Raw genomic sequence first — 25,745 nt, 5'->3', positions numbered from 1 at the left:
TATGTCGCATCCAACGAAGCCGAATTGCGTCAAGCGATTGTCGACGCGAATGCCAATGGCGATGCAAGTTCGACGATTACGCTCATTGCCAACATCACGATCACCGATCCAACAGCGTTCACCGCAATCAGCAAGTCGCTGACGATCGACACCGCGACATTTTCTGTGTCGGGCGCAGTCGCTACCGGTACGGCTGCCGGAACCAGTCTGTCGTTTCTTGGCGGACCTTTGGTGGTCAGTGGAGCGATGAACGGCGGCAACGCTGCTGCTATCTCCAGCAACGCCACGGGCGGTGCGGGCCTGGCCCTGAATGGCGGCAGCCTTGACAACAGCGCCACCGTCATCGGTGGCGCGGGCGGATTCACTCAGCGTAGCGTTCATGGGACTGCAGGTGTCGGCGGCAGCGGAGCAGCCCTGACCAACAGCACACTCGTCAACAGGGGAGCCCTCATTGGAGGGCTCGGGGGGCAGATGAACAATCAAGGTAGCTCTGGCAGCGGAGCCAGTCGCTCTTCGGGCGGCGGCGGTACTGGCCTTGTGATGACCGGCGGCAGTCTCGACAACCTGGGCGTCGTTCGCGGTGGGGAGGGAGGCAGCAACATCAATAGTCCTTCTGGCGCGGATAACAGCTGGGGTGGTGGTGGTGGTACGGGGGCAGCGCTGACCGGCGGCACCCATTCCAACAGCGGCAACATCGTCGGCGGCACCGGCGGGCGCGGCGCCAATCAGGGCGGCTCGGCAGGCGCAGGTCCAGGTGGTACTGGTCTCACTCTTCGGGGCGATGCTGGGCTGATCAATCGGACAGGAGCCATCATTACCGGCGGCCAAGGCACCGTCAGCCTTCCCGGCGGCGGGCCGGCTAGTACTGGCGGCGCCGGCGCGAATGTTTCAGGCGCCACCTTGGAGAACTATGGCACGATCACCGGCGGCAGTAGTGGCAGTACCGCCGTCAATGGTGGTGTGGGCGTGGTGGGTGCGGGTAGCGCTGTCATCATCAACGATGGCAATATTATAGGTGGAACTCGATCTAACGGACTTCTCAATACCACCGCCGTCTCGTTCAGCGGCGGTAATAACCTGCTGGAATTACGCTCCAATTCGTCGATTATCGGCAATGTTCTTGGCGGAGCAACAGATACACTGGCGCTGGGCGGTAGCACCAACGCCAGCTTTGATGTGGCGCAAATTGGCGCGGCTGTGCAGTACAGGGGTTTTGGTGCCTATCACAAGCTTGGTTCTAGCACTTGGACATTGACTGGTACGACGACTGCGGTGACTCCTTGGACTCTGTACGAGGGAATTCTCTCTGTGTCAGCAGACGGCAATCTCGGTGCGGCGTCTGGTGGACTAACCTTCAATGGTGGCACACTGGAAGTCACCGGTACTGCGTATAGTGGCACCAGCCGTGCTATGACGATGGCTACTGGCGGGGGCGGTATCGACATCGATGATGCCGCGAACATTTTCACCATCAGTTCTGTCATCACTGGCGCGGGTGGATTGACCAAGCTTGGCGATGGTACACTGGTGTTCACCGCGGACAACACTTACGCAGGTGGCACGACAATCGCTGCAGGTACCCTACAATTAGGTAATGGCGGTACGGCGGGTGGTATCGTCTCCGGATCATTGCTCAACAACGGTGCTCTGGTAATCAATCGCTCAAATGATATGGCGATTGCAGGTGACATATCTGGTAGTGGTTCGGTGGCGCAGGTTGGCAGTGGTGTCACCACACTCAGCGGCACTAACACATACACCGGTGGTACTACAATCACCGCAGGCACCTTGCAATTAGGGAATGGCGGAACTACTGGCAGCATCGTCGGTGATGTCGCCAACGATGGCACACTCATCTTCAACCGTTCGAATCAGTACGACTATGCTGGAATCATATCTGGCTTAGGCAAAATCAACCAAAACGGCTCAGGCTTAACTATGCTGACTGGTAACAGCAGCGGCTTTACCGGCACCACCAATGTCAACGCTGGCACACTTTCCGTGAACGGCATCTTGGGCGGCACGATGAATGTCAATGGCGGACGCCTGCAAGGCACAGGGCAAGTCGGCGACACCACAAACTTTGCTGGCGGTACCATCGCACCCGGCAACTCCATCGGCACACTGCTGGTAGCAGGTAACTACACGGGCAGCGGTGGTGTACTGGAGATGGAAGCCGTACTGGCTGGCAGCGGTTCACCAGCTGATCGCTTGCTCATTACCGGCAATGCCACTGGCAATACAATAGTCAATGTCATCAACACTGGCGGTTCTGGCGCAGGGACTGGCACAAGCAACACTGATGGCATCTCCATTATCCAAGTAGGTGGTACCAGCTCAGTAAGTACATTCCAACTGGCAGGTGGCTACGCTGCCGTTGGCGCATTCCAGTACACATTAAACGCATTCGATCCTACTGCTTCTGCAGCAGGTGAGATTGATCCTTTATTGGGTGCCGTCCCATTCTGGGATTACCGTTTACAGTCACTAATTGATAGCAGCGGCAAACCCGTTGCAGTACCACAGGTTGCAGGCTATCAAGCCATGCCAACTGGCGCAGTGCGCTATGGCGCATCTCTGCTTGATTCTGTACACAAACGACTGGGAGAACTTCGTGAAACAGCCACCCAGCAGAATAAAATCGGCAACACAGAACGCAGTAAAGAAGTCTTCTTAAGAACGCAAGGTTCCAGCAATGATGTCTCAGGCAACAGTGCATCAGGCTACGATCAAGACATCTGGTACGTGCAGGCGGGCGGCAATCTGTTTGGGCGTGATATGGCCGATGGTGCTGAACTACGCATCGGCGGCGCCTTAAGCATTGGTGGCTCCAAACTGAATGCTGATGAATCCAGTGCCAAGGTTGATCTACGTGGTACGACACTCGCACTTACCTCAACCTACCAAGCCGCTACTGGTTGGTATCTAGATGCGGTAGCACAGGGCACGCGCTACACCTCCGAAATAACCACCAGCCAACGCGGTGAAACTGGCGACCCAAAAGGCTGGGGCTGGGGACTGTCACTGGAAGGCGGCTATCCATTTGATATGGGCAACGGCTTAATCTTAGAGCCACAAGCACAACTGACTTACCAACGCATCCGTTTTGACAAATTTACAGATGTCGACCGCATTGATGTCGACTTAAATGGTGGGGAAAGCTTACGTGGGCGATTTGGCGGACGTATGCTGAAAACCATCACCACTAACATTGACAGACAGTGGACACCTTATATTGAAGCTAACCTGTTACATGAATTCCTCAGCGATGGCAGCATCACTGCTAGCAATGTCAGATTTGATTCGGAATCAATGGGTACTAGTCTGCAATTGGGTGGCGGTCTGAATGCCCGACTTGGACTCAACTCATCTGTCTTTGCCAGCCTGAGTTACGAGAAAGGTTTGACCAGTGCTTCTGCAGATGTTTGGGGAGGCAATGTAGGCGTGCGGGTTGATTTTTAATTAATTGGTTCCGCTGATTAGATGCTAGTTAAAAGCCCCTTGATTGGGGCTTTTTTATAGGTATTACTATAATTATTAAATTGAGATGAGTGGCTGCTTTGGGCCGAAATATACGACATCAAGCGACCCAAAGCAGACATTTATAGTTTAAATATTAAGGTGCAATCAAATATCCCGATGCAAGAAGATTAAGAGTGTTCTTGCAAACTTTCACTAAACTGTAAGTCGTATGCATCTACGACACTGAAGGTGTGTAACCATAAACATTTTAAGAGTTTGACCTTTTAAAACCTTTTCAACACATAGATGTTCAACTCAATTTGGTAAAAGTTTAAGTAAATAATCAGTGAATGAACAAATGTTAAAACTTCCCACGTAATGACAACATAAAGTTTCGCGGCTCGCCGTACATATTTCCTTGATCTAGTAAATTGAAGCGCGAATAATATGTCTTATCGAACACATTATTCAAAGTCGCAGCGACCGTCCAGTTCTCATCAATACGGTATGCAGCACGCGCATTCCAAAGCGCATATCCTCCCTGTTCCATTCGATTGCCATTGAGTACTCGGTAGAAAGATGTTTGAGCATTGACGCCACCACCTATACTCCATTTATTAAGTTCCCCTGGTAATTGATAGGTGGTCCATAAACGAAAAATATGTTCAGGTACCCAAGCCGTCAACGGTTCGCCCTCGTTAATGCTTGGTGCCCCAGTGATGGTTCTATCGCGAACGTATTTTGTCGTGTTGAAGGTATAACCGGCAAATAAATTCCAGTTCTGAGTAAGCGCGCCGCTCACTTCGGCTTCAAATCCCTGGCTTTGCGTTTCACCGCCAGCAACGTAACATGCTAATCCATTACATGCTGTTGGACTTGTATTGATGGTGTCGCGCTGAGCGACGTTCTTACGATCAATATGAAAAATAGCAAAAGATGTATTAAGCAGATTATTAAACAATTCACCTTTCAAGCCAACTTCGTAATTCACGCCAGTGATTGGTTCAAGACGCTGACCATTGAACATGAAACTGTTTTGCACTTGGAATACATCAGCATAACTAGCGTATGCCGACCAAGTTTTATTCAAGTCTACAACTAATCCTGCAAAAGGGGTAATTGCTTGATCGCTATAGTTGCTTACAACCCTGTTTGTCATAAGATTCTGCTGTTTAAACTTCCAGTGACTGTCGCGCGCGCCTAAAATCAAACTGACTGGATCAGCAATTTTAAGGCGTAACGTGCCGTATACCCCGGTCTGTATCGTGTTTTGTTCGTTGGCACCGTTGGTAGATGCTGGCGTGATAGGTTCCGGTACTGCACGCGGATCATAATTAAAAATATCCACTGGCCTATAGGGCGCAGGATACAGACTGACGATGTCGGACTGATACCGGTGCTCTGACCGATTCATGCCCAGCACGACTTCATGCCGTTGTCCGAGCGCTTCGAAACTGCCACTTAAGACCGCATCCAGACCCTGACGCTCAACTTCGGCCTTAACTGCGTTTCCGCGTTGAAAAGAACCCGATTTAGTTACGGGGTCGATAGCACCGAGAAGAAAACCAATCTTTGAATCGGTTTCCGATAAGGTTCGTGTTGCGCCAGTTTTGAGTTTCCAATCACTCCCAAAACGATGTTCCATCTCTCCAAAAAGTTCGGTATTTTCGGCTTCTTCTCGGTTCCATGCAGCACCAAGGAATGTTGAGCGTGGTAATTTAAGGTTTGCACCATCGTTATATCGAGGCATATTCGTACCGTTCATTGGCACACCAGTCAGATCTTGATGGCTAGCACCAAAAGTGAACCGCGTTTGGTTTGAAAAATCGTACTCAATCACACCATACATGAGCGTTTTCTTTTGCTCAGCGATGTCATAAAAGAAATCGCGATCTTCCTGTACTACAACCCCACGAGCGCGTAATGATCCGTCCGCATTCAGTAACGCACTCCCGTCAATCTCCACTCGCATATTATTCCATGAGCCATAGGTTGTATTTACGTTGAATTGATTTTCTAATGTTGGACGCTTGCGAGTGAGCCCAATCACCGCTCCTGGCGTGCCCGCACCATTCAGTAATCCTGCTGAGCCACGTAGCACTTCGACATGATCATAGATTGCCAAATCGGGTGTGTCAAAGCCATAATTATTAGTCGGCAAGGCAAGTGGGACACCATCAATTTGGACATTGGTAACTAAAAATCCACGCGCAAAAAGGCTCGAAGATCGGTTCGAAGTGTTATTCACTGTAATACCGGTGGATTGCCCAAGTGCAGCATCCAGATTGGTCAGATTTTGATCCTGCAAACGCTGCTGGGTAATCACACTTACCGATTGTGGCGTTTGCCGGATTGATTGTGGAATTTTGCTGCCAACAGTAAGCCTCGGCGATGTGTAGGAATTGCTTCCTTCAGTAACGGTAGATATCTCAGAAACGCCTTTCACATTGATCATTGGCAAGTGCTGCAGTTGCTCAGCATCTGCATCAATATCGTCTCTTCGTGCTGGTTGATTGTTGTCTGTTAACGTTCCTTGAGAGTCTTGTCCTAATGGATGCTGACCCTCAATTGGTTGCGCGCTTTGGGCGTACGCCGTACTGGCGAAAGTTGAAAAAATAGTGAATGCGAGCGATAGGCTCACCGAGTATCCAACGGAATAATTTGATTTCATAATTGCAATCTAAGTAAAGCCATGTCCAAGCAAAGTGACATGACGCAAGTAGTGATAAGCGTAGCGTGCATTTAAGAGCTACGAAGATTGTGAAGGCAACCAGATTGGCTGCGTTAGACGATTGCTGTGGGCGGGTCGCACCCTGAAGAATAGGCAAGCCAGAGACTGGAGAGTAGCTCGCAGCGAGAAGCAGCGTAATGTAACGATGCCATCTCATGGGAAGAGATGTGCAACTCTAATGAAATGAATACTTGAAAAAGGTGAGTATACGCGTAGCAAAATGCGCAGGCTTCGGTATCTATAAAGTCCTGATGAGCATTTACTGGCAAGTCAGAAGCCATTAAAAGCGAATGATCTGCAGTTTCACTGCCTACATGCATCGCTTCATGCATAGGAAGGCCAATTGTAGAGTTGAACCCGACAACAATTAGCAGCAACCACAGCGTTAGACGACGATAAAACATCAACTCAACAATCAAGTACGAAAGAATCGTGAGTATATGCAACACTGTTGCATAAATCAATGTGATCTCATCATAATTTAAATACGACTAATATCTCATTAGATAAAATCCGTGGTCTCTTCTGGTTAGATTAACCACGTATTCTCAATTAATTGGTCAACGACGACCAGACTGTTGTTTTAAGCTAACAGAATACGCAGATGAGAACACTTCGGGCCGTTATTGTCTTTTACTGAACTTATGTAAATATGTCCGAGACATACGTCAGATGTATAAACTTCCAATAAACGCAACTCTTCAATTACAATTAAACTAATCTTTGTCCATTACATATGGATATTCCAATACAGAGACTATAGGTCCCTATATTAACTAGTAAGTATCTCTTGTGTAGTACATCAACCTTTAGGTAACACAGCATGTCATCCTTCTCAGATACCAAGGCAATTGCCAATTACGCAGAAAACGCGATCCGACGTGTACCCGGCTTGAATGACTTACATCGTATGTCAGCCCTACTATTGGCTGAGCGCACACCACCGAATGGGCGCGTGTTGGTGGTTGGTGCTGGCGGGGGCATGGAACTTAAGTTCTTCGCACAGTCGAACCCGAGCTGGCAATTTGATGGCGTTGATCCCTCCACCGAAATGTTGAGTCTTGCGAGGACGGTTCTTGGACCGCTGGCCTCTCGCGTTCAACTACATCAAGGTTATGCCGAAGCAGCTCCTCAGGGCCCGTTCGATGCGGCGTCTTGTCTATTGACGCTGCACTTCACTACAGAAACTGAACGCTTGAGAACATTGTGTGAAATTCATGCACGATTGAAGCCTGGCGGAGTTTTTGTGGCAATGCATTACAGCATTCCAGATAATCCTGCCGAGCGTGAACTATGGTTGTCTAGATGTGCTGCGTTTGCCATATCATCTGGAGTAGATTCTGAGCAGGCTAGAGCGGCAGCGGCGGCAATTGGTAAACAATTACCCATTCTTACGCCAGAGCAAGATGAAGAACTCATGCGAAAAGCTGGCTTCTCCAACATTAATATCTTCTACGTAGGCCTAGCATTTCGCGGATGGGTAGCGTATGCCTGAGTTCAATTACCGCCTGACAATACGTCTTTTACACTACTGCTGATGACCGTCCGCTTTGGGCCGAACTCGGACATATATTTATTCAAAACAAAAAAAGCCCTTTCGGGCTTTTTTATTAATTCTCTAAAAATATGATAATTTGGGAATTATTCAGACTTTTAAGAGAACCTACAACTGGGAAACTACATAATTTGTAGGTTCTCTTTTATATCAATATTCCAACATCACGAAATCAATGAGTTACCTGTATAGTAAAGAGACATTCATGTAAATTTGTCTCAATTTTCTAGATAATCCTACTGCGAATTATAGAAATACATTTGTTATAAATCTTTATCCAAGCCTCGTGATCATCTTGAAGATTCTTTACCACCGAATAAACAAGTTTATCGTCGATTGCACGTGGGTTTCCATGAATAAATTCATTTCTCTTTTTTTGAACATTAGTAATGTGGGGAATCAAGTGTTCATAACCTAAAATTTTAAGGTCATTATAGTAAGTAGAATCAAAAACAACTTTATAAAATTTATCTAAGCGAACACCTATTGAAGAATATCTATTTAACGTGTCCTTTGATAAAGACTCAGGTACTCCATCTAATCCTATTTTTAAAAGACGTTCAATTCTAGTTTCAAAATATGTCCAATAAAGTAAAACAACAGAGGCCTTAGTCGACATTTCTCTAAGCATTGGGAAAGCCTCAAGTTCATTATCACTTGTTGAACGAGTCCATTCACGCTGCATCATTTGTATAAATATATAATCCTCATACTGTCCTTCACCACCGGGAAGTGCAACTGAAATAATTACTTTCTTCCCACTTTTTAAAATTATTTCTTCTGACTCTAAGCTTGGTGGTGGCTGTTGACAGACGAAACAACAAACATCTAAAGTACGAATAGCCTTACAGTCACAGAGAACGTAACCACTCCAAAGCGCGGTCCATGATGCATTCCCTGGAAGAGACTCGAACCACAGATTTTTTTCTTTAGAAGATATTGGCATAATTTACTTAATAAACTGTGGCGTTTTCATTCTTTTGATGCCCCTTGACAGCTATCTATTGTTTTCGCTAATGCCATATTTATAGCGAAAATACAATAACTCAATCATATTCCACAATGAAGCTATAAAGCTAAAAGCCCCAAGTGCTAAAGCTCCAAATCCAAAATACCTACCTACTGTATATGTAAAATACTTGAACCCATCTGTGGGCAACATTACTTCTAATGGAGAAATTAGTATTGATACGACTAAAAATATCATTGCTATAGCCGTGTAAACTAAAATATTTCTCTCATATGCTCTATGTTGATTTACTAATTCATCACGACTTCTGTCCCATAAACTCGCAATACTAAATACCCCATTCAAAATCCATTCTAAAACTTTCATAACTAACTCCTTTATTTGTTATTAATTGATTAATCCCAAGTACACCAAATCACTTTTCCATCCTTAAGTACAAAATGGCTCTTACAACTCACCTTGCGATGCACAGATGGTCTCAATGTAGGCTGCTTCCTTTTATTTAAACTGACTTGCCACCTAGGTTTACCTTTGGTATCTAATGTCAGCTGAATTAGATCACCACACTTACATGGGCATAACATCGCTGCTTGCCAAAATTCGTTATTCTCACCTACTAAATACAACACATTTTTCTCGTAGGTATCGGGAAGGTCCTCACATGGAACGGCTCTATATTCTGTATCATCACTAAATAAATTAGTGATCCACCTAACCACTTTTTTAAGTTTATTTTTTATCATTTTGAAGATCCTGTATTCCTAACAAAGGTTGTTGGTCACCCAAACCAACCCATTTTGAGAATATTTGACACGCATTACCATCTTCCATATCTATGCTAGCTTCAGGATCACTAATGACTACTCTTCGCTGCGCATATTTAGAATTTGGCTCAACTCTGTAAGGATGAATTCTTGCTAAAAATTCATTAAAGGCCATTGATGCTATTTGCATGTTGACTGATATGACCGCGGGCTGATCAACTCGTACACCTCTAATATAGCCTTGTTTAGCACGCTCTTCATATAACGCTGGTGTATGTCTTTTCATCATTGCGGCGTCTAAATCTGCTGATGTATAAAGACCTCTGCTTAGTAGGCTTGAACCACCTGGTTTAATATAGTTGATTACACCATTGATACTTTCCACGCCACCTTGACCATCAGCATCGATTCTTACACCCATATCGATGTAAGGTATCAGGTAATAGCTAGCTATTTTATTGAGTATATGCCGACCATCCACTGAATCCATACATCCAAATATCACATCACATTGCGACAACTCTTTAATTACATCAACGGTGATTAAGTCTGCTTGATATGTATTAACCTGTGTGTCTAAATTCATTGCTTTAATGGCTGCGGCAAGTACATCTACCTTAGCTGCTTTATTTTCTGCATCTTGCCATGTGCTGTTTAGTATACGATTTAAATTTTTATGGTCTATTGTTTCAGGGTCTACAATAGTTAATTGTCCAAAATGATTTCTAGCAGACTGCTCAATAGTAATACTGCCGGTACCTGAGCAACCGACTACGCCAGCATGTAAACGACGTGTGACTGAATAAGTACCATCGCCAAATGTTTGTACGATGCGAACAGCATGTTCGGGCACATCTAGTTTTGTTTCTTCACTAAACCAATATTTAATATCATCGCCTACAGCACGAATACTTCTTAACGGACTACCTAGCCCACTTGGCCAGATTGATCGTCCAATTAGCTCACCGTCTGGCATCATAATTAAACTTGCCATCGGCTCATCTGTATCTAGCCAGCCATATATAGATTCAAATAACTGTTTATCCGACACGTCATCCGCACCAGAAAATTTGCGATAGCCGCCTGGGTGACTATGTATTTTGATAATGCTTAATCCCTTGTTCATTGCTTTTTCTAAGGCATGCACAATCACATCAGGATTCCACGTTACGCGGTCTGGTTTGCGAATTCGACAAGCCTCGTATGGAATTTCATGCACTTCTTGTATTAATAAGGTGCTAGATGATTTATGTGAAGAGCGGCCACATACTGCTATTGCGACCGCTTCACACCCATCACCAGGGAAAAGATGTTTTTTAATCTGCTCATGCTGAGCAGCTGTCATTGCCACTGATACCTGATGATGTTGGCTTATCATTTCAGTAACTCCTGATTTAGCCAATCTGCAACTAAGGTCATATGTGTACTTAAACTATCTTCGCCTATACGCCAAGCACTTGTTGATGTTCGATGGCGTGACCATTGCTGCCAGTTTTTACCGTCAAATGCTAGCGGACTTAATGCACCAATTAACTTGCCATCCGCACGTGACAGTGCGGGATAGAAATAAGCCATATCGATTTGTGTATCAGGATAGCCTGGCGATAAGTAGACAAATACACTTGCTTTGTCCACGTTGTAACCTTTGGGTATTGGGAAGCCATGAATCAGCACTCTACGCACACCCGCTTCAACTACGCTTTCGTAGGGTAGATTCAAAGATTTCAGATACGTAATGTCATCTTGTATCAGCTCAAAATCATGTCGCATTAAATCGGCCTCGCCTTCAGTCACTTCGTTGGGTATTGTCATAAACCGTTCAGTGCCTGGCGCTGTAAAATCTACTATTTCGTCTAACCCAATGGTGGTTACTTGGCTTTTAATTTTTTGCCGTAAAATAAATTGCTCAGGCTTTTTACCATCCAAAGTTAATATTTCTCTACCTGTCATTTTGTGTACTGACACGGTGTATTGAGTTTTATCGACTCTAATCTTGTAATTGCGGCCTTTTGGTACTTGTTTGCCTTCTTTTGCATAAATTTCAATATCTATAACTTCAATAGCGCTGTTCATTTCTTTTCCTTTGTTATGCCTTTAAAAGGCGTTTTATCAGTAGTTTTAACATCCATAAATTGACCTGTTTCTTTGTCACGCTTCACCCAATGACCTGAAGGGGTCTGTGTTTGAGAACGATCTTTCACTGCGCCATTACGATGCCCATCACCGCTTGGTGGATTTGTAGCCATAAATACCTTCTTTCTCACTATTGTGATTTAGATTAATAATTGCTAAAATGCAATTGTGAGTACATTATATTTTTTGCTAAATAGACTGTCAATTGCTATTTAGCAATTTTTATTAAAAAATTAAGGAGACTTGTTTGAATACTGAAAACAAGGGGTTTAACTGCATGGCTTTTTACGAGGCCATTAATACAACTCGTGAAGTACGGAAATTAAATTGGAAACAAGTTTCTACGGAAACTTCCGTAGGAGCATCTACATTAACTAGAATGGCTCAAAATAGACGGCCTGATGCAGATAGTTTGGCATCTTTAGCGGCTTGGTCAGGACTGAATCCTGCAGATTTTGTTGAATCTAATAATAAGGTCTCTAGACCAGAACCATTAGTAATGATTTCGACTTATCTAAGATCCGATCCTAATTTAACAGCGCAAGGCGCAATTGCTTTGGAAGAAATCTTAAAAGCAGCATACAAACAGTTTTCTAAATAATAATGAGCTTAAGAAGAGGCTTCAAAAGTGAAGCTAACCAAATAGCTAGGCAAATTCGTGATGAGTTGGGATTGAAATATTTTGACCCACTCAATCCGTTAGAATTGGCTAGTTACCTTGAAATTAAAGTAATTCCTATTAGTAACTTTGGTGAAGACGCGCCAGCAGCAATTAAGCATTTTAAATTTGATGGTAAATATGAATTTTCTGCTGCAACTATTTTTTCAGGTACAGAAAGATTGATACTGCACAATGACTCTCATACTGCAGGACGACAATCTAGCAACATATCCCATGAATTGTCGCATAGCCTATTACATCATCCTAAAGCTGCACCGTTAAATGATTTGGGATGTAGAAACTGGGATAATACTATTGAATCTGAAGCAGATTGGTTAGGTGGAGCATTGTTGATTTCGGAAGAAGCTGCACTTAAAATTGCTCGTGAAAACTTGCCTTTGAGAGCTGCAGCGAATTTATATGGAGTTACTGAACAAATGATTAGATTTAGATTGAATGTAACAGGATCTAAACAGCGAGTCAGCAAAGTGGTGATGCCTTAGCAAGTCATTCAAAAGGCTTAAAAATAGTAGGGTTTGCAATTTTATCAAAAAGCATTTTTACCGACTCGCTAATTTGAGTATGAATAGACACTATTGGATTAAGTAACTCCAGATACTGCTTTAAAGCAGTATCGTAAACAACAATAGCTACAACAATTGCGCCTTGCTCAATATCTGTAGCATCAAAGAGTACATCAAGTTTATTTACGCCGCTATCAATTCCAGTAGCACGCCATAAATATTTTGGCATATTAATTAATAAAGCATTTTGCTTAGTTTTTTTATCTAATAACTTTAATTTCGAAATTTCCCTTTTAACTTCATTCACATCTGTTAGATAAATATCCCACTCCAACCTTGTGGATATAGGCATTAAGGCATTTACTCTGAGCGCATCAAGCACAACATCAAATTCGGCAATCTTATTAAAAACAATTTGATAAGGAATCCTGATTTTATGATAGAGCGGTATTACCAACATAAAGGGGTCTGCGAGAACTCCGCCTCTATTGCCAGTAGAATCCATCCAGTCTGTTTTTAATCGATTCTCCGGAGAAAATACCATTTTTGCGAATGGTCCTATTTGGTCATCATGCACATAAATTTTATCAATTCTTGAAGCAGCAATAAGAATTCCATTGTTATAAGGAATTGGGTTAGCGTGACCTAAGCTGTAACCAGTAATGGCTACAGCATGCTTACCCAAGTCTTGAGGATTGCCAACTATAGATTCATCTATAAGACTTATGCCTAATAAAGCTGGGATCTTAGCTTTCAAATAGGCATATGCAGTAGTTTTGATCACAAACTCGTTTGAAGCCCCCACAAGATATGGCTCCATTCCTACAGACCGTACACCGTGGGCAATTTGCGTTGGTGTTAACCCACTATGGTGGAGACTTCGAGCATCATGCGGCACTAAACCAGCATCGGGAATATGTAATGATGCAGCTTTGGTAATTTCTACTGGAGATGGAATTGAATGATGGAAAATTTTTCCGCTACCTTGAAAAACAGACCATAAAGCACTGGTAGCACAAGCAGCGACAACTTTATCTTGCTCTTGATAAGCTAAAGAATTTACCGTCAAAGGAAGACCAAATAAATTCGAGCTGTATTTATGTAAAGTTGGGAAATGACGCCTATTACCATCATCGGGATATGTTTTAAAACATGTTCGACCAACAATCGTTTGAGGAAGTGGCTTCAGTACCATGAAGCCTAAATAATTACTATCTAACTGCTTTCCTAACCGTCCTTGAGGGGAATTCAAAATTACTGTTTTAAATTGTGTCGAGTTAAAAGAATTGCTAAAAAAATGAAGCCTGCTAGTTGTTCGTCGATATCTATTAAAACATCTTACATAGTAGCCTGCATAATCTTCAAGGTAATCATGATCAATATATCTGGATTCTAAAACAATAGTTTTAGCTCCAAGATCATTAAGATACTCATAACAGTATTTAAGGTGCTGATTTTCTAAGAGATTTTTTGATGCTGTGCCATCTGAAGATGTACCCCTTATAAGGGACAACATTTCATCAAAGGTAAAGGAAACTACCTTATAAGGCGATTTGACAGACAACAGACGTGCCTAAAGAGTCACTGGCTCATATAGTGACTCAGGTTTCAATTCTCTTGCCTTTTCTAATGCGTAAGACATTTGTTTGACTTCTTCAAAAGCCTGAGAAAGCTTATCTTTTCCAGCTTTTGATTGAAGCCAAGTTTGTGCCGTTTTAGTTAGATCGTTATCCATTTTAACTTTCATGTAAAGTACCCTTTAATTATTAAAGTCACTATTTAAAAAACCTTAGCAACATGTAAAACTTGGGTTTACAAAACAATTATAAAAATGTGACTTAATAGATAGTAAAAAGTTTAATTATCATGATGATGCAATTAAAACTTAAGTTCCTAAATGTAAAGAAAATTACATGTAGGAACTTAAGCATGCGTATTATGAACTGATATTAAAAATCCGCAATAGCTCTGTAATAGAAACTATCAATTTTCACAATAATCAAGGAGTTTGATAATTTTAAATCTTTAATCAATTTACAAAGTAGCTATCGTCTTTCAGTAATTAGAGCATATTCATAATAAAACATCTAAGTGATCTTCACGGATTTTACAAGATACCATGAATTAACTAAGTGCTTATTTTAGCGATGGCTTCATGTGACTTTTTGCGAGTGTCATGTGTTTTATGACGATACACTTTTTAACTTGCTCAATTTCTAGCAACTTACCTTCAACCCACCCAACTTTATGTCAACTACTAAATGTAGTGGTGTATTTAAAAAAGTTACTTGAGAATTTATCCAACCTAGAATTTCAATCATGTGTCATTGCTATCTAATTTCGAGAAATCGCTAATCTTGACTGACCCTTCAGGGAAGCGTGCAACAATATTCAATTGGCCGCCCATTGCTTCAATATGGCTGCGCAATACTGAGAGGTATATGTCAGTACGCTTTTCCAGCTTCATGATTGCTGGCAGCTGCATATGTAAAACTTCAGCAAGCATTTTCTGTGAAAGCCAGCGTGCATAGCGAAATTTATGGAGTGGTATCTCAGTCAAAAGCTGCTTGGCTTTAATTTCAGCATGAGTCCGGGCTTTTGGTTTCATGCTAGCGCGAAGCTCTGAGAATTTTTTAGGCTCTTTACTATTTTGCATTTTTAACTACTCTCCGTTCGACGGGATTTTATCAACATCAACTGCCTTAAAAGCGCTCATTGTGGTGCTTTCCTTAGCGTTAAGCGCGATGATTTGGAGTTAGGTTTTTTTATGATGATACATTTTTCAACTTGTTCAATTTCTAGCAACTCACCTTCAACCCATCCAACTTTGGCTAGAAGTTCGTCAGGTAATTCGATCAATGCATCGCCAGATTCATCGCCTGCATCAATAAGTGTAAGTTTCCAGACTTTATTTGATTCCATATCGGCTCTGTTTCTTAAATATAAAAGTACGTTGTACAACCTGAGGTTAAGCTCATTTAGCTTTAATCAAGTTGTAAAAGAATTGAAATGTAATGTCTCATTAATTAAAACTTCTAAATTTCAACTATCAACGCCGGATTAAAATTTAGGTTCTCTTCTACACCTCTGTGTACATATCCTCGCGGATTACAAACTACCCTTGTTCCATTTGTGGTGTAATTAAAAGAATCGTGCGTATGCCCATGAATCCAAAGCTTACTGTAACCAAGTAGTTCATCAAGATTGCTGGCAAAACAGGCACTTAAGATATCGCTGCGGTATCTTTCCGATACTGACTGCATAGATGGCAAATGATGTGTAATAACCACTGTTTTGGCAATATCATCGACTGTCGTTAATTTTGACTTTAACCAGCCCACACTTTTGTTACACAAGGCAATTGCATCATTTAGTGAAAATGTATCATCACCCTCAATAATCATCCGAAAATCATTGAGCCCTTGCTTTCCAGCGCTTATCGCCTTATCTCTAAGCTCCGCTCCAAATAGATTGAAGTCCGTCCATAACGTTGCACCTAAAAATCTCACACCATCAATCACGACTTCATCGTTATCCAGGAAATGCACGTCCGTATCTTCAGCAGCGTCTCTGAGTAACTGTATTACCGCATTACGCTCACCTCCATAAAATTCATGGTTGCCCGCAACATAGATAACTTCGGTGTTTGGCCAAGTCTCTCTCGCCCAGTAGATGCCTAGATCTTTTTTCCAGATATCGCCTGCCAAAATTACAACATCCACTTCTGCAAAGGGCGGTGTAAAACTGGCAAACTCCAAATGCAAGTCACTTAAGATTAATATTTTCATAAAAATGGTTTTTCATATCCAATTAGTATTCTTTAAAAACATGAAATTTATACAATTCATCATCTTTAAAGATGGCTTCATTAAAGCCTTTTTCGCCAGTTTTTAACATTACATCGTATAGAACATAACTCAGCATGCTGCGTGGCAAATTAAAATTTCTTTTGAATGCTATAACTGGCCATCCTTCGGTTCTGGCTTTATCTGCCCATCGCAGGCACGCCCCAGCCATATAGTTCATTGTATGAAAGTCGTTAGCTTGGTTGCGTGCTTTAAAATCCGAGGAGGCTGTTGCTCCACACCATATAATTCTGTAACACTGTGCGACAGAGTGATCCCGCAACAAATTTAGTAACATATTGTTGATTGCAATTCCATTTGTATAAGGCAGCCCTCGATCACCTAAGCAAAACTCGTAAAACTCTTGGCATTCAGCAAGTGCCAACTCCAATCTTAAAGAGTCCACTTCATGACACCAGTATTCAGGCCATTCGCCACTTAAGCCACAGTTTTCAATTTGTGAAATAAGCAACTCAGAATTAACACAATTGAGTTTCCAATTCACGTCTAACAGATTAAATGAATCAATTTTTCCATCATATATATTAAATGCTCTAGTACTGGAGTTAGAAGAAGGGCAAATTATTTCCCTATCCAAAAGATAGACCAACTTTTCTTTAAACAAACTACTGCGTGGGGTGTATGGGAGTTGGGGTTTTATGATTGATCCGTAAGTACCATCTTCATTGAGGTGACAAGTTCTAACAAGTGCAAGAAGCGCGATTGCAGCTTCAAGTGAAATGTCCTGAGCATTAGAAACCAATGGCTTTGTTGAGAAGGATCTACAGAACTCTTCGATTAAAACCTTCATTGCTACCTGATGAGTTGCTTCCAATTCATTTTTTATTCTCAGGCAATAGTCGCAGCGGCAGTTTCGAAAATCGACATGTTCGCATTGTGAACATTTCACAGCATCTCTTGCGAATTTCATCTTAAATCTTGATTTTAATCTAGTAGCTATAGGTGAACCGCATGCACGACACTTATTCTTAGAGTGAATGGCATGCGGTAGTAGTTTGTAAAAAGCTGTTGGCAAACACTGAATATTAAATTCAGTTAGCAAAGTAGCTATTTTTTCGCCTTGGTAATAACGGCTTAATAATGCATTAAGCCGCATTTCAGAGAGGTGAGAAAGCCGCTCATCCAATATATATTTACCCATAATTAAAGGCGGTCAGAACAAAGATATTAAGTAAATAATATGCCTAATAAGCGCGAATGTCACTCATAGGACGTGTCCTTATAGTGCATCAATTCATACGATTAGCGCTATGGTTAATCGCGAATTTACAGTTGAAAATGACCCGCGTATTCTTTTTGGTAAAAGACTGGCAAAAATTCGTAAAGAATTGGGCTGGACACAAGAAGGACTTGCTATTGAAAGCGGAATTGCTCGTAGTTATTTGAGTGGCATCGAGAGAGGTAAAAGAAATATAGCGTTAATAAATATATATAAGTTAGCTCAAACTTTAAAAATACCAGTTAAGGAATTGGTGGATATCTAATTATGCTGACTCTGTAATCATTTATTGACGGTTTTATATTGTTCGAAAATTGGTGTGAGTATTCAAAATACACGTAATGCTAGTAATGTAAATGAGCTATAAGTTATAGACAACATTATTTGTAAATATGGGTAAAAAGCAAAATGCCAGAGTTTGATCGCAAAGTATTAGAGGTGCTGCGTGAACCATTAGAAAGTGGGCATATCACCATCTCACGTGCAGCGCGCCAGGCAGATTTTCCTGCGTCTTTTCAATTACTGGCGGCGATGAATCCTTGTCCATGTGGTTATTTAGGGCACTTTAATAATAAGTGTCGCTGCACGCCGGATAGTATTGCGCGTTATCGCAGCAAAATTTCAGGGCCATTATTAGATCGTATCGATTTGTTAATCGAAGTACCTGCATTAAAAGAGACTGAGTTAACGACTGCGCAGGCGGCAGAAAACAGTGATGCCATTCGCACGCGCGTAGAAAAAGCGCGAGATAGTCAATTACAACGACAAGGTAAAGCGAACTTCAGCTTGGGTAGCTTGGAAATAGACGCGTATTGTCAGCCCGATGACGCTGGTTTGACGCTGCTAAAAACCGCTATTTCGCGCTTAAATCTATCTGCGCGTGCTTATCATCGCATTTTAAAAGTGGCCAGAACAATCGCGGACCTATCAGGAGATGTGGCGATTAAACCTGCTCAAATTGCAGAGGCTATCCAATACAGGCGTGGCGTTGATTAATACGGCGTTAACTTAATGCTGCAGTAAAGCGTACCGTAAATAACGATCCTAAACCTTCACCTTTGCTGTCGATGGACACCGTAGCTGAATGTCTTTCAGCAATTTCCTGCACAATGGTTAAGCCTAAACCGCAGCCGGTCTGTTGCGTACCAAGTACACGATAAAACCGCTCAAAAACTAAATCTTGCTGGTCAGGTGCGATGCCGATGCCATCGTCCTGCACATAAAGTAAGATATCGTTGGCTTCCCGCTTTATCCCCACCGTGATATTGCCGCCATTGGCTGTATACAAAATGGCATTTTCAATTAAATTATTCATTAACTCGCGCAATAAAACCGCATTGCCTTTAATCAATAAGTTTTTATCGGCCGCGATAAAACCTAAATCAATATTCTTTTCTAAGGCAGCCACCACCCAATCCGCTGTGGTTAATTGGGCTAATTGACTAAAATCCAGGGTTTCCGTTTCCAGGAAAACACTGCCACTGGGTTCTGCTTTGGTTAGACTTAATAATTGACTGACTAAATGCGATAGATTGCCACTGGCGACATTGATTTGATTTAAAGCATGTGCAATTTTGTCGGGACTTTGCTCTCTTAATGCCAATTCTGCCTGGGTTTTTAAACCTGCCAGCGGCGTTCTTAATTGGTGTGATGCATCAGCAATAAAGCGTTGCTGTTTGGCGATATTATTGGCAACCTTGGCCAGTAAATCGTTAAAGCTTTCTAATAGCGGCTTTAACTCTGTCGGCGCAGCTGAATGATCGACAGGGCTCAAATCATTGCTATTGCGTGTGATTAATTCTGTTTTTAGTTTTTCTAACGGCATTAAGCCGCGTTTAATGCCAAAAAACAGTAAAGCGCCAACCAGCAGGCCAATCAATAATTGCGGCAACAGCATGCTTAAAATAATCTCATCCGCCATTTGCATACGTTTTTGTTGTGTTTCGCCTACCAAAATATAAATATCTTTTTGATTGTTTTGTGCTTTTGGTAACGCATAAATAATGACTCTTAAATCCTCATTATTTAAACTGGTTTCGTAATAAAAAAATCTATCTGCGGCAGGGTATTTTTTTGGCAATGGTAAGCTGGTATGCGTAGAAACCAAATCGCCATTTGGTCCGATAATACGAAAATACACATCATCGTCTTCATCAAACTCTAGTAAATCCCTGGCAATTTTCGGCAAATGTACCTGGATTTCCGGCGTTTCGGTATCCACTTGCCCAGCCAAAGCCAGCGCGGTGCGGTATAAAGATTTATCGTAAACTTGATTGGTAAAATGATTGGCTAAAAAATAGCCAGCGATTATGGAGATAAAAATCAGCGGCAATAACAACAATAATAGCCATCTAAAAAGTTGATTTTTTAGGGAGTTTTGCGGGAAATGTCGTTTAAAGTTAAACAAGTGGATGTCTTAATTTTTTAAGATTTAAGTTTTTAGCTCAATATTTAAACTGGATGTTTCTTCACTTGCTGTTTTTTCTCTAGCAAATAGCCCAAGCCGCGGATGGTGCGAATATTAATATCGGTATGCTCTAATTTTTTGCGCAAGCGATGTAAATAAACTTCCAATGCATTGTCGCTAATGTCAGCATCAAAATTACACAGCTTATCCAGCATTTGTTCTTTGCTGGCCACTTTTCCGGCTTTCAGCATTAATACTTCTAACACCGCCAATTCGCGTGCCGATAAATTTAAACTGACTTGATTATAGATGGCGACGCGATTGGTCATATCAAACGTTAAGCCGCCAATGCTAGTGACGGCGCTGCTGCCTGACTGGCCACGCCTGATCAAGGCGCGCACCCGTGCTTCTAGCTCTGCCAAGTTAAATGGCTTGCTTAAGTAATCATCCGCGCCTAAATCTAAACCGATGACACGATTATCAACATTATCGTTAGCCGTTAAAATTAGCACTGGTGTTTTGCTGCCGCGTGAACGCAGGCGTTTTAACACATCAAATCCGCCTAATTTGGGCAAGCCTAAATCCAGCACTACCAGGTCAAATGCCTGATACGCCAAAATGCTGTCTGCATCCGCGCCATTGCTGGCTACGTCAATCGCATAGCCAGATTGGATGAGCGAATTCTTTAGCCCATCGGCCAATACCGAATCATCTTCTACAATAAATATGCGCATGTCTCATTATGCAATTTAAAAACGTCAGTTAAAGCATCCGTAAAAATAAATTATTTAAATTAAACATCGTAAGGTTGCTGTAAGTTTGGCTGAGTATAGTTTGATTCACAGGCAGCAGTTATACCGTTAGCTTGAGAAGTAAATACCTTGATACATGATTACCTTAACGTGAAGAAATTAATTTAAGAACTTTGATTTAACCACCTTAGTTTTAACAGTTTTAAATGTAGTAGAAAATTAATATTAATGGATTAGGAGATTCGCATGAATAAATTTTTATCAGTATTAGCAGTAGGTTTAGTTGCAAGTTCTTTAAGTGCAGGCGCAATGGCTGCAGATGCAGCAAAACCAGCAGATGCTGCAGCAAATAAAGCGCCAGCGGCATCAGTCGTTAAAAAAGATACCGGCGTTAAGGCTTCGCTTAAAAAAGTGTTACCGGATACTAAAAAAGAAGCTAAGTAGTTCTGGCTAAATATCCAACAAGCAATTTTTAAGTAACCAACTTATTTGATGTAAAGGAAATAAAATGAACAAGCTATTATCAGTATTATTAACAGGCCTTTTTGCAGCAACTTTAAGCATGGGCGCAATGGCAGCAGACGCAGCAAAACCAGCAGGTGAAGCGGCTTCAGCAGCGACTTCAACAACATCAGCACCAGACGCTAAAGCGCCAGCGAAAGCAGTGCATAAATCTCATAAAAAACATGAGGGTCAAAAAGCAAAATAAGCGCCTAAAGTAAAACGTTTCATTTCATATCTCCCCGGATATAAAAAAGCGATGCTTTGCATCGCTTTTTTATTTGTACGTACCAACTCCACATTCAGATGCTCCTAAGATATTCAGCATATTCATTGCCTTACAACATGTTAAAATAAAGGCTAAACAATGTTCTAAAGCATTTTTGAAAGCGTGCATGCAACCCAAAAACATTAGCCCTGTAGAAACCAAACTCCGCAATCTACTTAAACAGCGCATTCTTATTTTAGATGGCGCAATGGGGACGATGATTCAGCAGTACAAACTGTCAGAAGCCGATTACAGAGGTGAGCGATTTAAGGATTTTGCCGCACCTGCAGGTGAGCGCGAGTTGTTTGTCAAAGGTAACAATGAGTTGCTGTCACTCACGCAGCCGCAGGTGATTCAAGAAATACATGAGCAGTATTTAGCCGCCGGCGCGGATGTGATTGAAACCAATACCTTTGGCGCAACCTCTGTGGCGCAGGATGATTATCACATGGCGCATTTGGTACATGAGATGAATGTGGAGTCTGCCAAGTTGGCCAAAGCCGCTTGTCTAAAACACAGCACGCCCGATAAACCGCGTTTTGTGGCGGGTGCTTTAGGCCCAACACCAAAGACTGCCAGTATTTCGCCTGATGTGAATGACCCTGCTGCACGTAACGTGAGTTTTGATCAGTTAGTCAGCGCTTACTTAGAGCAGGTGCGCGGCCTGGTAGAGGGTGGTGCAGATATTCTCATGGTAGAAACCATCTTTGATACGCTCAACTGCAAAGCCGCTTTATTTGCGATTGATACCTTCTTTGAAGAGGTCGGCTATACCATGCCGTTGATGATTTCAGGCACTGTGACGGATGCATCCGGCCGTATTCTATCGGGTCAAACGGTTACCGCATTTTGGCATTCGATCCGCCATGTAAATCCACTTACAGTTGGACTTAACTGTGCTTTGGGTGCAACGTTAATGCGCCCTTATGTGGAAGAGCTGTCAAAAATTGCAGACACTTTTGTGTGTATCTATCCAAATGCGGGTTTGCCGAATCCGATGTCTGACACAGGTTTTGATGAAACGCCCGATGTCACTTCCAGTTTATTGAAAGAGTTCGCCAATAGCGGTTTTTTAAATATGGCCGGTGGTTGTTGTGGAACGACACCAGCGCACATTAACGCGATTTATAATGAAATCAAAACGTTAACGCCGCGTGCAGTGCCAAGCTTTGAGCCTGTCACCAAACTATCCGGCTTAGAGCCATTTATCATTGATGAAAATTCGCTGTATGTGAACGTAGGTGAGCGCACCAATGTGACTGGCTCAAAAGCCTTTGCACGGCTGATTATCAATGAGCAGTATGACGAAGCGCTCAGTGTGGCGCGCCAGCAGGTAGAAAACGGCGCACAAGTCATCGACATCAATATGGATGAAGGCATGTTGGATGCCGTTAAAGCCATGACGCACTTTTTGAATTTAATCGCAAGTGAGCCTGACATCGCCCGTGTGCCGATTATGATCGACTCCAGTAAATGGAGTGTGATTGAGGCTGGCTTGAAATGTGTGCAAGGTAAGGCCATTGTTAACTCCATCTCAATGAAAGAAGGCGAAGACGAATTCTTACGTCAAGCCAAACTCTGCCGTCGCTATGGCGCGGCCGTAATTGTGATGGCCTTTGATGAAAAAGGCCAAGCCGATACTTATGCCCGTAAAATCGAAATCTGCAAACGTGCTTACGATTTATTAGTCAGCACCGGTTTTCCGCCAGAAGATATTATTTTTGACCCGAATATTTTCGCCATAGCCACGGGTATTGAGGAACACAATAATTACGCCGTGGATTTTATTGAGGCGACGCGCTGGATTAAGCAGAATCTGCCACATGCCAAAATTTCAGGCGGTGTTTCCAATGTGAGTTTTAGTTTCCGCGGCAATGACCCTGCGCGCGAGGCGGTGCATACCGTATTTTTATATCATGCCATCAAAGCCGGTATGACGATGGGCATTGTCAATGCGGGCATGATGGGCGTTTATGATGACTTAGCGCCAGAGCTGAAGCAGCGTGTAGAAGATGTGGTTTTAAACCATATTATTGATCCCGACAATTTGCTTGTGCCTACCGAGCGCTTAATCGAAATTGCCGGCACATTAGTGGCAGGCGGAAAGAAAGCAGCAGAAACGCTGGAGTGGCGCGGTACGCCTGAAAACCCAGTGCCAGTTGAAAAACGCTTAAGCTACGCCATGGTGCACGGTATTACCGATTTTATCGTGCAAGATACCGAAGAAGCGCGTGCTGCGGTTGAGGCAAGTGGTGGTCGCCCGATTCATGTGATTGAAGGTCCGTTGATGGATGGCATGAACGTGGTGGGTGATTTGTTTGGGCAAGGTAAAATGTTCCTGCCGCAAGTCGTGAAATCTGCGCGCGTGATGAAAACGGCCGTCGCACATTTAATCCCGTTTATTGAGGCGGAAAAAGCTGCTGATCAAGCTAGAACCGGCATAGTAGCTAAGCCAAAAGGCAAAATCGTCATTGCTACAGTTAAAGGCGATGTGCATGACATCGGCAAAAATATTGTAAGCGTGGTGTTGCAATGTAACAATTTCGAAGTGGTGAATATGGGCGTGATGGTGCCAGCGGCGGAGATTTTAGCCATGGCGAAAGCAGAAAATGCCGATATTATTGGCTTAAGCGGGTTAATCACACCTTCATTGGAAGAAATGGCTCATATCGCTAAAGAAATGCAGCGTGACCCGCATTTTAGCGAAGCAAAAACGCCTTTACTCATTGGCGGTGCAACCACTTCGCGTGCGCACACCGCGGTAAAAATCGCCCCGCATTACGATGGCCCGATTGTCTATGTGCCAGATGCTTCACGATCAGTCACGGTGATGCAGAATTTACTTACGCCAGAAACGCGTGGTGCTTATTTGGCTGCAATACAGGCCGATTATGAAAAAGCACGTACTCAGCATGCCAACAAAAAAGGCGTGCCGCTATTAACCATTGCAGATGCCAGAAAAAACAAAATGCAGCTTTCATTTGCAGGCGAATTTGCACCTGTAAAGCCCAAATTCATCGGCCGCCGCGTATTTAAAAATATCGATTTGAACCTCATCGCTCAATATATCGACTGGGGGCCATTCTTTCAAACTTGGGATCTAGCGGGCTTTTACCCAGCGATTTTAACGGATGAAGTTGTCGGTGAAGCTGCGACTAAAGTGTTTGCAGAAGGCAAAGCTATGTTGAAGAAAATCATCGATGGCCGCTGGTTAACAGCCAATGGCGTGATTGCGTTGATGCCTGCCAATACCGTGAATGATGACGATATTGAAATCTATACCGATGAAACGCGCAGCCAAGTTGCATTTACTTATTACGGTATGCGCCAGCAAAGTGTCAAGCCAGTCATTGATGGTGTGCCTAGACCTAATCAGTGTTTGAGTGATTTTATTGCGCCAAAAGGAACAGATGATTACATCGGTTTGTTTGCAGTCACAGGCGGACTAGGTACTGAGAAAATAGAAAAGCGTTTCGCAGATGCTAACGATGATTTCAGCGGCATTATGTTTAAAGCCTTGGCCGATCGCTTTGCCGAAGCGTTTGCCGAATATATGCATGAACGTGTGCGTACCGATTTCTGGGGCTATGCAGCAGATGAGAAATTAGACATAACCGCGTTGGTTAAAGAGCAATATCAAGGTATCCGGCCTGCTCCTGGTTACCCAGCCTGTCCAGATCACACGGTAAAACCCGATTTGTTTAACTTGCTGCAAGCAGAAGAAATCGGTATGCAACTTACGGAATCGTTTGCTATGTTGCCTGCTGCCGCCGTTTCAGGTTTCTACTTTGCACACAAAGAAGCCAGATACTTTAGTGTGGATAAAATCGGCATGGACCAGTTAGAAGACATGGCTAAACGTAGAAGCTTGCCGAAAGAATATTTGGAGCGCTGGTTAAGTCCTAATTTAGGTTAAATCCTTAAGTTATTTA

The 25,745-nt window shown here is 42.9% G+C and carries 23 protein-coding genes and 1 pseudogene; 9 read left to right on the top strand and 15 right to left on the bottom strand.

The genetic code is table 11. The features are described 5' to 3' along the window. Nucleotides 1–231: 231 nt before the first annotated feature. Complete coding sequence (locus K370_RS06760) at nt 232–3,462, top strand: autotransporter outer membrane beta-barrel domain-containing protein (RefSeq protein WP_419177401.1); 3,231 nt, start codon at nt 232–234, stop codon at nt 3,460–3,462. Nucleotides 3,463–3,823: 361 nt separating this feature from the next. On the opposite strand, the gene K370_RS06755 is transcribed toward K370_RS06760, so the two are convergent. After that, on the bottom strand, nt 3,824–6,133 hold the full coding sequence (locus K370_RS06755) for a TonB-dependent siderophore receptor (RefSeq protein ID WP_052185196.1): 2,310 nt from the start codon (nt 6,131–6,133) through the stop codon (nt 3,824–3,826). Between the two features lie 883 nt (nt 6,134–7,016). On the opposite strand from K370_RS06755, the gene K370_RS06750 reads away from it, so the two are divergent. After that, nucleotides 7,017–7,688 (top strand): class I SAM-dependent methyltransferase, encoded by a 672-nt coding sequence (locus K370_RS06750; protein WP_047540091.1) that lies wholly within the window; start codon nt 7,017–7,019, stop codon nt 7,686–7,688. Between the two features lie 286 nt (nt 7,689–7,974). On the opposite strand, the gene K370_RS06745 is transcribed toward K370_RS06750, so the two are convergent. The 6 genes from K370_RS06745 to K370_RS12265 form a co-directional block, all read right to left on the bottom strand. Then, complete coding sequence (locus K370_RS06745) at nt 7,975–8,694, bottom strand: hypothetical protein (RefSeq protein WP_047540089.1); 720 nt, start codon at nt 8,692–8,694, stop codon at nt 7,975–7,977. A gap of 51 nt (nt 8,695–8,745) precedes the next feature. Next, on the bottom strand, nt 8,746–9,084 hold the full coding sequence (locus K370_RS06740) for a hypothetical protein (RefSeq protein WP_047540087.1): 339 nt from the start codon (nt 9,082–9,084) through the stop codon (nt 8,746–8,748). A gap of 29 nt (nt 9,085–9,113) precedes the next feature. Continuing rightward, nucleotides 9,114–9,302 (bottom strand): DUF6527 family protein, encoded by a 189-nt coding sequence (locus tag K370_RS12395; protein ID WP_419177400.1) that lies wholly within the window; start codon nt 9,300–9,302, stop codon nt 9,114–9,116. A gap of 145 nt (nt 9,303–9,447) precedes the next feature. Then, nucleotides 9,448–10,860, bottom strand: coding sequence for a ThiF family adenylyltransferase (locus K370_RS06730; protein WP_047540085.1), 1,413 nt, complete (start codon nt 10,858–10,860; stop codon nt 9,448–9,450). Then, nucleotides 10,857–11,555, bottom strand: coding sequence for a multiubiquitin domain-containing protein (locus tag K370_RS12270; RefSeq protein ID WP_200883457.1), 699 nt, complete (start codon nt 11,553–11,555; stop codon nt 10,857–10,859). The genes K370_RS06730 and K370_RS12270 overlap by 4 nt, the downstream gene beginning before the upstream one ends. Next, complete coding sequence (locus K370_RS12265) at nt 11,552–11,728, bottom strand: hypothetical protein (RefSeq protein WP_200883455.1); 177 nt, start codon at nt 11,726–11,728, stop codon at nt 11,552–11,554. The genes K370_RS12270 and K370_RS12265 overlap by 4 nt, the downstream gene beginning before the upstream one ends. 134 nt (nt 11,729–11,862) lie before the next feature. Between K370_RS12265 and K370_RS06720 the strand changes: the two genes are divergently transcribed. Both K370_RS06720 and K370_RS06715 read left to right on the top strand, forming a co-directional pair. Next, complete coding sequence (locus tag K370_RS06720) at nt 11,863–12,216, top strand: hypothetical protein (RefSeq protein ID WP_200883453.1); 354 nt, start codon at nt 11,863–11,865, stop codon at nt 12,214–12,216. Between the two features lie 2 nt (nt 12,217–12,218). Then, entirely contained in the window at nt 12,219–12,779 is a 561-nt protein-coding gene (locus tag K370_RS06715; RefSeq protein WP_047540080.1) for an ImmA/IrrE family metallo-endopeptidase, read from the top strand. A 4-nt stretch (nt 12,780–12,783) separates the two neighbouring features. Here K370_RS06715 and K370_RS06710 read toward each other — a convergent pair whose 3' ends face one another. The 6 genes from K370_RS06710 to K370_RS11850 all read right to left on the bottom strand — a co-directional run bounded on the left by K370_RS06710 (nt 12,784) and on the right by K370_RS11850 (nt 17,807). After that, nucleotides 12,784–14,364 (bottom strand): hypothetical protein, encoded by a 1,581-nt coding sequence (locus K370_RS06710; protein ID WP_152603143.1) that lies wholly within the window; start codon nt 14,362–14,364, stop codon nt 12,784–12,786. Between the two features lie 9 nt (nt 14,365–14,373). Continuing rightward, a complete protein-coding gene (locus K370_RS12225) occupies nt 14,374–14,547 on the bottom strand; it encodes a hypothetical protein (protein ID WP_160255837.1) in 174 nt (57 codons plus the stop codon). A 570-nt stretch (nt 14,548–15,117) separates the two neighbouring features. Then, nucleotides 15,118–15,456, bottom strand: a complete 339-nt coding sequence (locus tag K370_RS06705) for an XRE family transcriptional regulator (protein WP_047540074.1) — start codon at nt 15,454–15,456, stop codon at nt 15,118–15,120. A 56-nt stretch (nt 15,457–15,512) separates the two neighbouring features. Beyond that, entirely contained in the window at nt 15,513–15,722 is a 210-nt protein-coding gene (locus tag K370_RS06700) for a hypothetical protein (protein WP_047540072.1), read from the bottom strand. Nucleotides 15,723–15,835: 113 nt separating this feature from the next. Next, nucleotides 15,836–16,588 carry a metallophosphoesterase family protein gene (locus K370_RS06695; protein ID WP_047540070.1) on the bottom strand — a complete coding sequence of 251 codons (753 nt, stop codon included), beginning with the start codon at nt 16,586–16,588 and terminating at the stop codon, nt 15,836–15,838. 22 nt (nt 16,589–16,610) lie between these two features. Beyond that, nucleotides 16,611–17,807, bottom strand: coding sequence for a hypothetical protein (locus K370_RS11850; RefSeq protein WP_052185194.1), 1,197 nt, complete (start codon nt 17,805–17,807; stop codon nt 16,611–16,613). A gap of 109 nt (nt 17,808–17,916) precedes the next feature. Between K370_RS11850 and K370_RS06685 the strand changes: the two genes are divergently transcribed. Both K370_RS06685 and K370_RS06680 read left to right on the top strand, forming a co-directional pair. After that, nucleotides 17,917–18,150 (top strand): helix-turn-helix domain-containing protein, encoded by a 234-nt coding sequence (locus K370_RS06685; protein WP_047540068.1) that lies wholly within the window; start codon nt 17,917–17,919, stop codon nt 18,148–18,150. 140 nt (nt 18,151–18,290) lie between these two features. Next, nucleotides 18,291–18,881 (top strand): annotated as a pseudogene (locus K370_RS06680) (ATP-binding protein); the annotation flags it as partial. 7 nt (nt 18,882–18,888) lie between these two features. Here K370_RS06680 and K370_RS06675 read toward each other — a convergent pair. Together K370_RS06675 and K370_RS06670 are read right to left on the bottom strand one after the other, a co-directional pair. After that, on the bottom strand, nt 18,889–20,292 hold the full coding sequence (locus K370_RS06675) for a sensor histidine kinase (RefSeq protein WP_047540066.1): 1,404 nt from the start codon (nt 20,290–20,292) through the stop codon (nt 18,889–18,891). A gap of 44 nt (nt 20,293–20,336) precedes the next feature. Further along, nucleotides 20,337–21,026 carry a response regulator transcription factor gene (locus tag K370_RS06670; protein WP_047540063.1) on the bottom strand — a complete coding sequence of 230 codons (690 nt, stop codon included), beginning with the start codon at nt 21,024–21,026 and terminating at the stop codon, nt 20,337–20,339. 264 nt (nt 21,027–21,290) lie between these two features. Between K370_RS06670 and K370_RS06665 the strand changes: the two genes are divergently transcribed. From K370_RS06665 to metH, 3 genes are all read left to right on the top strand, one after another. Beyond that, nucleotides 21,291–21,488 carry a hypothetical protein gene (locus K370_RS06665; protein ID WP_047540061.1) on the top strand — a complete coding sequence of 66 codons (198 nt, stop codon included), beginning with the start codon at nt 21,291–21,293 and terminating at the stop codon, nt 21,486–21,488. 64 nt (nt 21,489–21,552) lie between these two features. After that, nucleotides 21,553–21,753, top strand: coding sequence for a hypothetical protein (locus tag K370_RS06660; RefSeq protein ID WP_047540059.1), 201 nt, complete (start codon nt 21,553–21,555; stop codon nt 21,751–21,753). A 187-nt stretch (nt 21,754–21,940) separates the two neighbouring features. Next, a complete protein-coding gene (metH, locus tag K370_RS06655; protein ID WP_047540055.1) occupies nt 21,941–25,729 on the top strand; it encodes a methionine synthase in 3,789 nt (1,262 codons plus the stop codon). Nucleotides 25,730–25,745 lie beyond the last annotated feature (16 nt).

The organism is Methylotenera versatilis 7 (assembly GCF_000799165.1).
GTDB classification, from domain to species: Bacteria; Pseudomonadota; Gammaproteobacteria; order Burkholderiales; family Methylophilaceae; genus Methylotenera_A; species Methylotenera_A versatilis_A.
The sequence above is the reverse complement of the archived record's forward strand: the minus strand, read 5'-3'. Positions and strand labels throughout refer to the sequence as shown.

Excerpts from the sequence above, each read along its gene's own strand:
- metH (WP_047540055.1), top strand. The coding sequence starts at position 21,941 with ATGCAACCCAAAAACATTAGCCCTGTAGAAACCAAACTCCGCAATCTA.
- K370_RS06715 (WP_047540080.1), top strand. The coding sequence starts at position 12,219 with ATGAGCTTAAGAAGAGGCTTCAAAAGTGAAGCTAACCAAATAGCTAGG.
- K370_RS06740 (WP_047540087.1), bottom strand. The coding sequence starts at position 9,084 with ATGAAAGTTTTAGAATGGATTTTGAATGGGGTATTTAGTATTGCGAGT.
- K370_RS06665 (WP_047540061.1), top strand. The coding sequence starts at position 21,291 with ATGAATAAATTTTTATCAGTATTAGCAGTAGGTTTAGTTGCAAGTTCT.
- K370_RS06660 (WP_047540059.1), top strand. The coding sequence starts at position 21,553 with ATGAACAAGCTATTATCAGTATTATTAACAGGCCTTTTTGCAGCAACT.
- K370_RS06705 (WP_047540074.1), bottom strand. The coding sequence starts at position 15,456 with ATGCAAAATAGTAAAGAGCCTAAAAAATTCTCAGAGCTTCGCGCTAGC.
- K370_RS06685 (WP_047540068.1), top strand. The coding sequence starts at position 17,917 with ATGGTTAATCGCGAATTTACAGTTGAAAATGACCCGCGTATTCTTTTT.
- K370_RS06745 (WP_047540089.1), bottom strand. The coding sequence starts at position 8,694 with ATGCCAATATCTTCTAAAGAAAAAAATCTGTGGTTCGAGTCTCTTCCA.
- K370_RS06700 (WP_047540072.1), bottom strand. The coding sequence starts at position 15,722 with ATGGAATCAAATAAAGTCTGGAAACTTACACTTATTGATGCAGGCGAT.
- K370_RS06755 (WP_052185196.1), bottom strand. The coding sequence starts at position 6,133 with ATGAAATCAAATTATTCCGTTGGATACTCGGTGAGCCTATCGCTCGCA.
- K370_RS06750 (WP_047540091.1), top strand. The coding sequence starts at position 7,017 with ATGTCATCCTTCTCAGATACCAAGGCAATTGCCAATTACGCAGAAAAC.
- K370_RS06670 (WP_047540063.1), bottom strand. The coding sequence starts at position 21,026 with ATGCGCATATTTATTGTAGAAGATGATTCGGTATTGGCCGATGGGCTA.
- K370_RS12265 (WP_200883455.1), bottom strand. The coding sequence starts at position 11,728 with ATGGCTACAAATCCACCAAGCGGTGATGGGCATCGTAATGGCGCAGTG.
- K370_RS12270 (WP_200883457.1), bottom strand. The coding sequence starts at position 11,555 with ATGAACAGCGCTATTGAAGTTATAGATATTGAAATTTATGCAAAAGAA.
- K370_RS12395 (WP_419177400.1), bottom strand. The coding sequence starts at position 9,302 with ATGTTATGCCCATGTAAGTGTGGTGATCTAATTCAGCTGACATTAGAT.
- K370_RS12225 (WP_160255837.1), bottom strand. The coding sequence starts at position 14,547 with ATGAAAGTTAAAATGGATAACGATCTAACTAAAACGGCACAAACTTGG.
- K370_RS11850 (WP_052185194.1), bottom strand. The coding sequence starts at position 17,807 with ATGGGTAAATATATATTGGATGAGCGGCTTTCTCACCTCTCTGAAATG.
- K370_RS06730 (WP_047540085.1), bottom strand. The coding sequence starts at position 10,860 with ATGATAAGCCAACATCATCAGGTATCAGTGGCAATGACAGCTGCTCAG.
- K370_RS06695 (WP_047540070.1), bottom strand. The coding sequence starts at position 16,588 with ATGAAAATATTAATCTTAAGTGACTTGCATTTGGAGTTTGCCAGTTTT.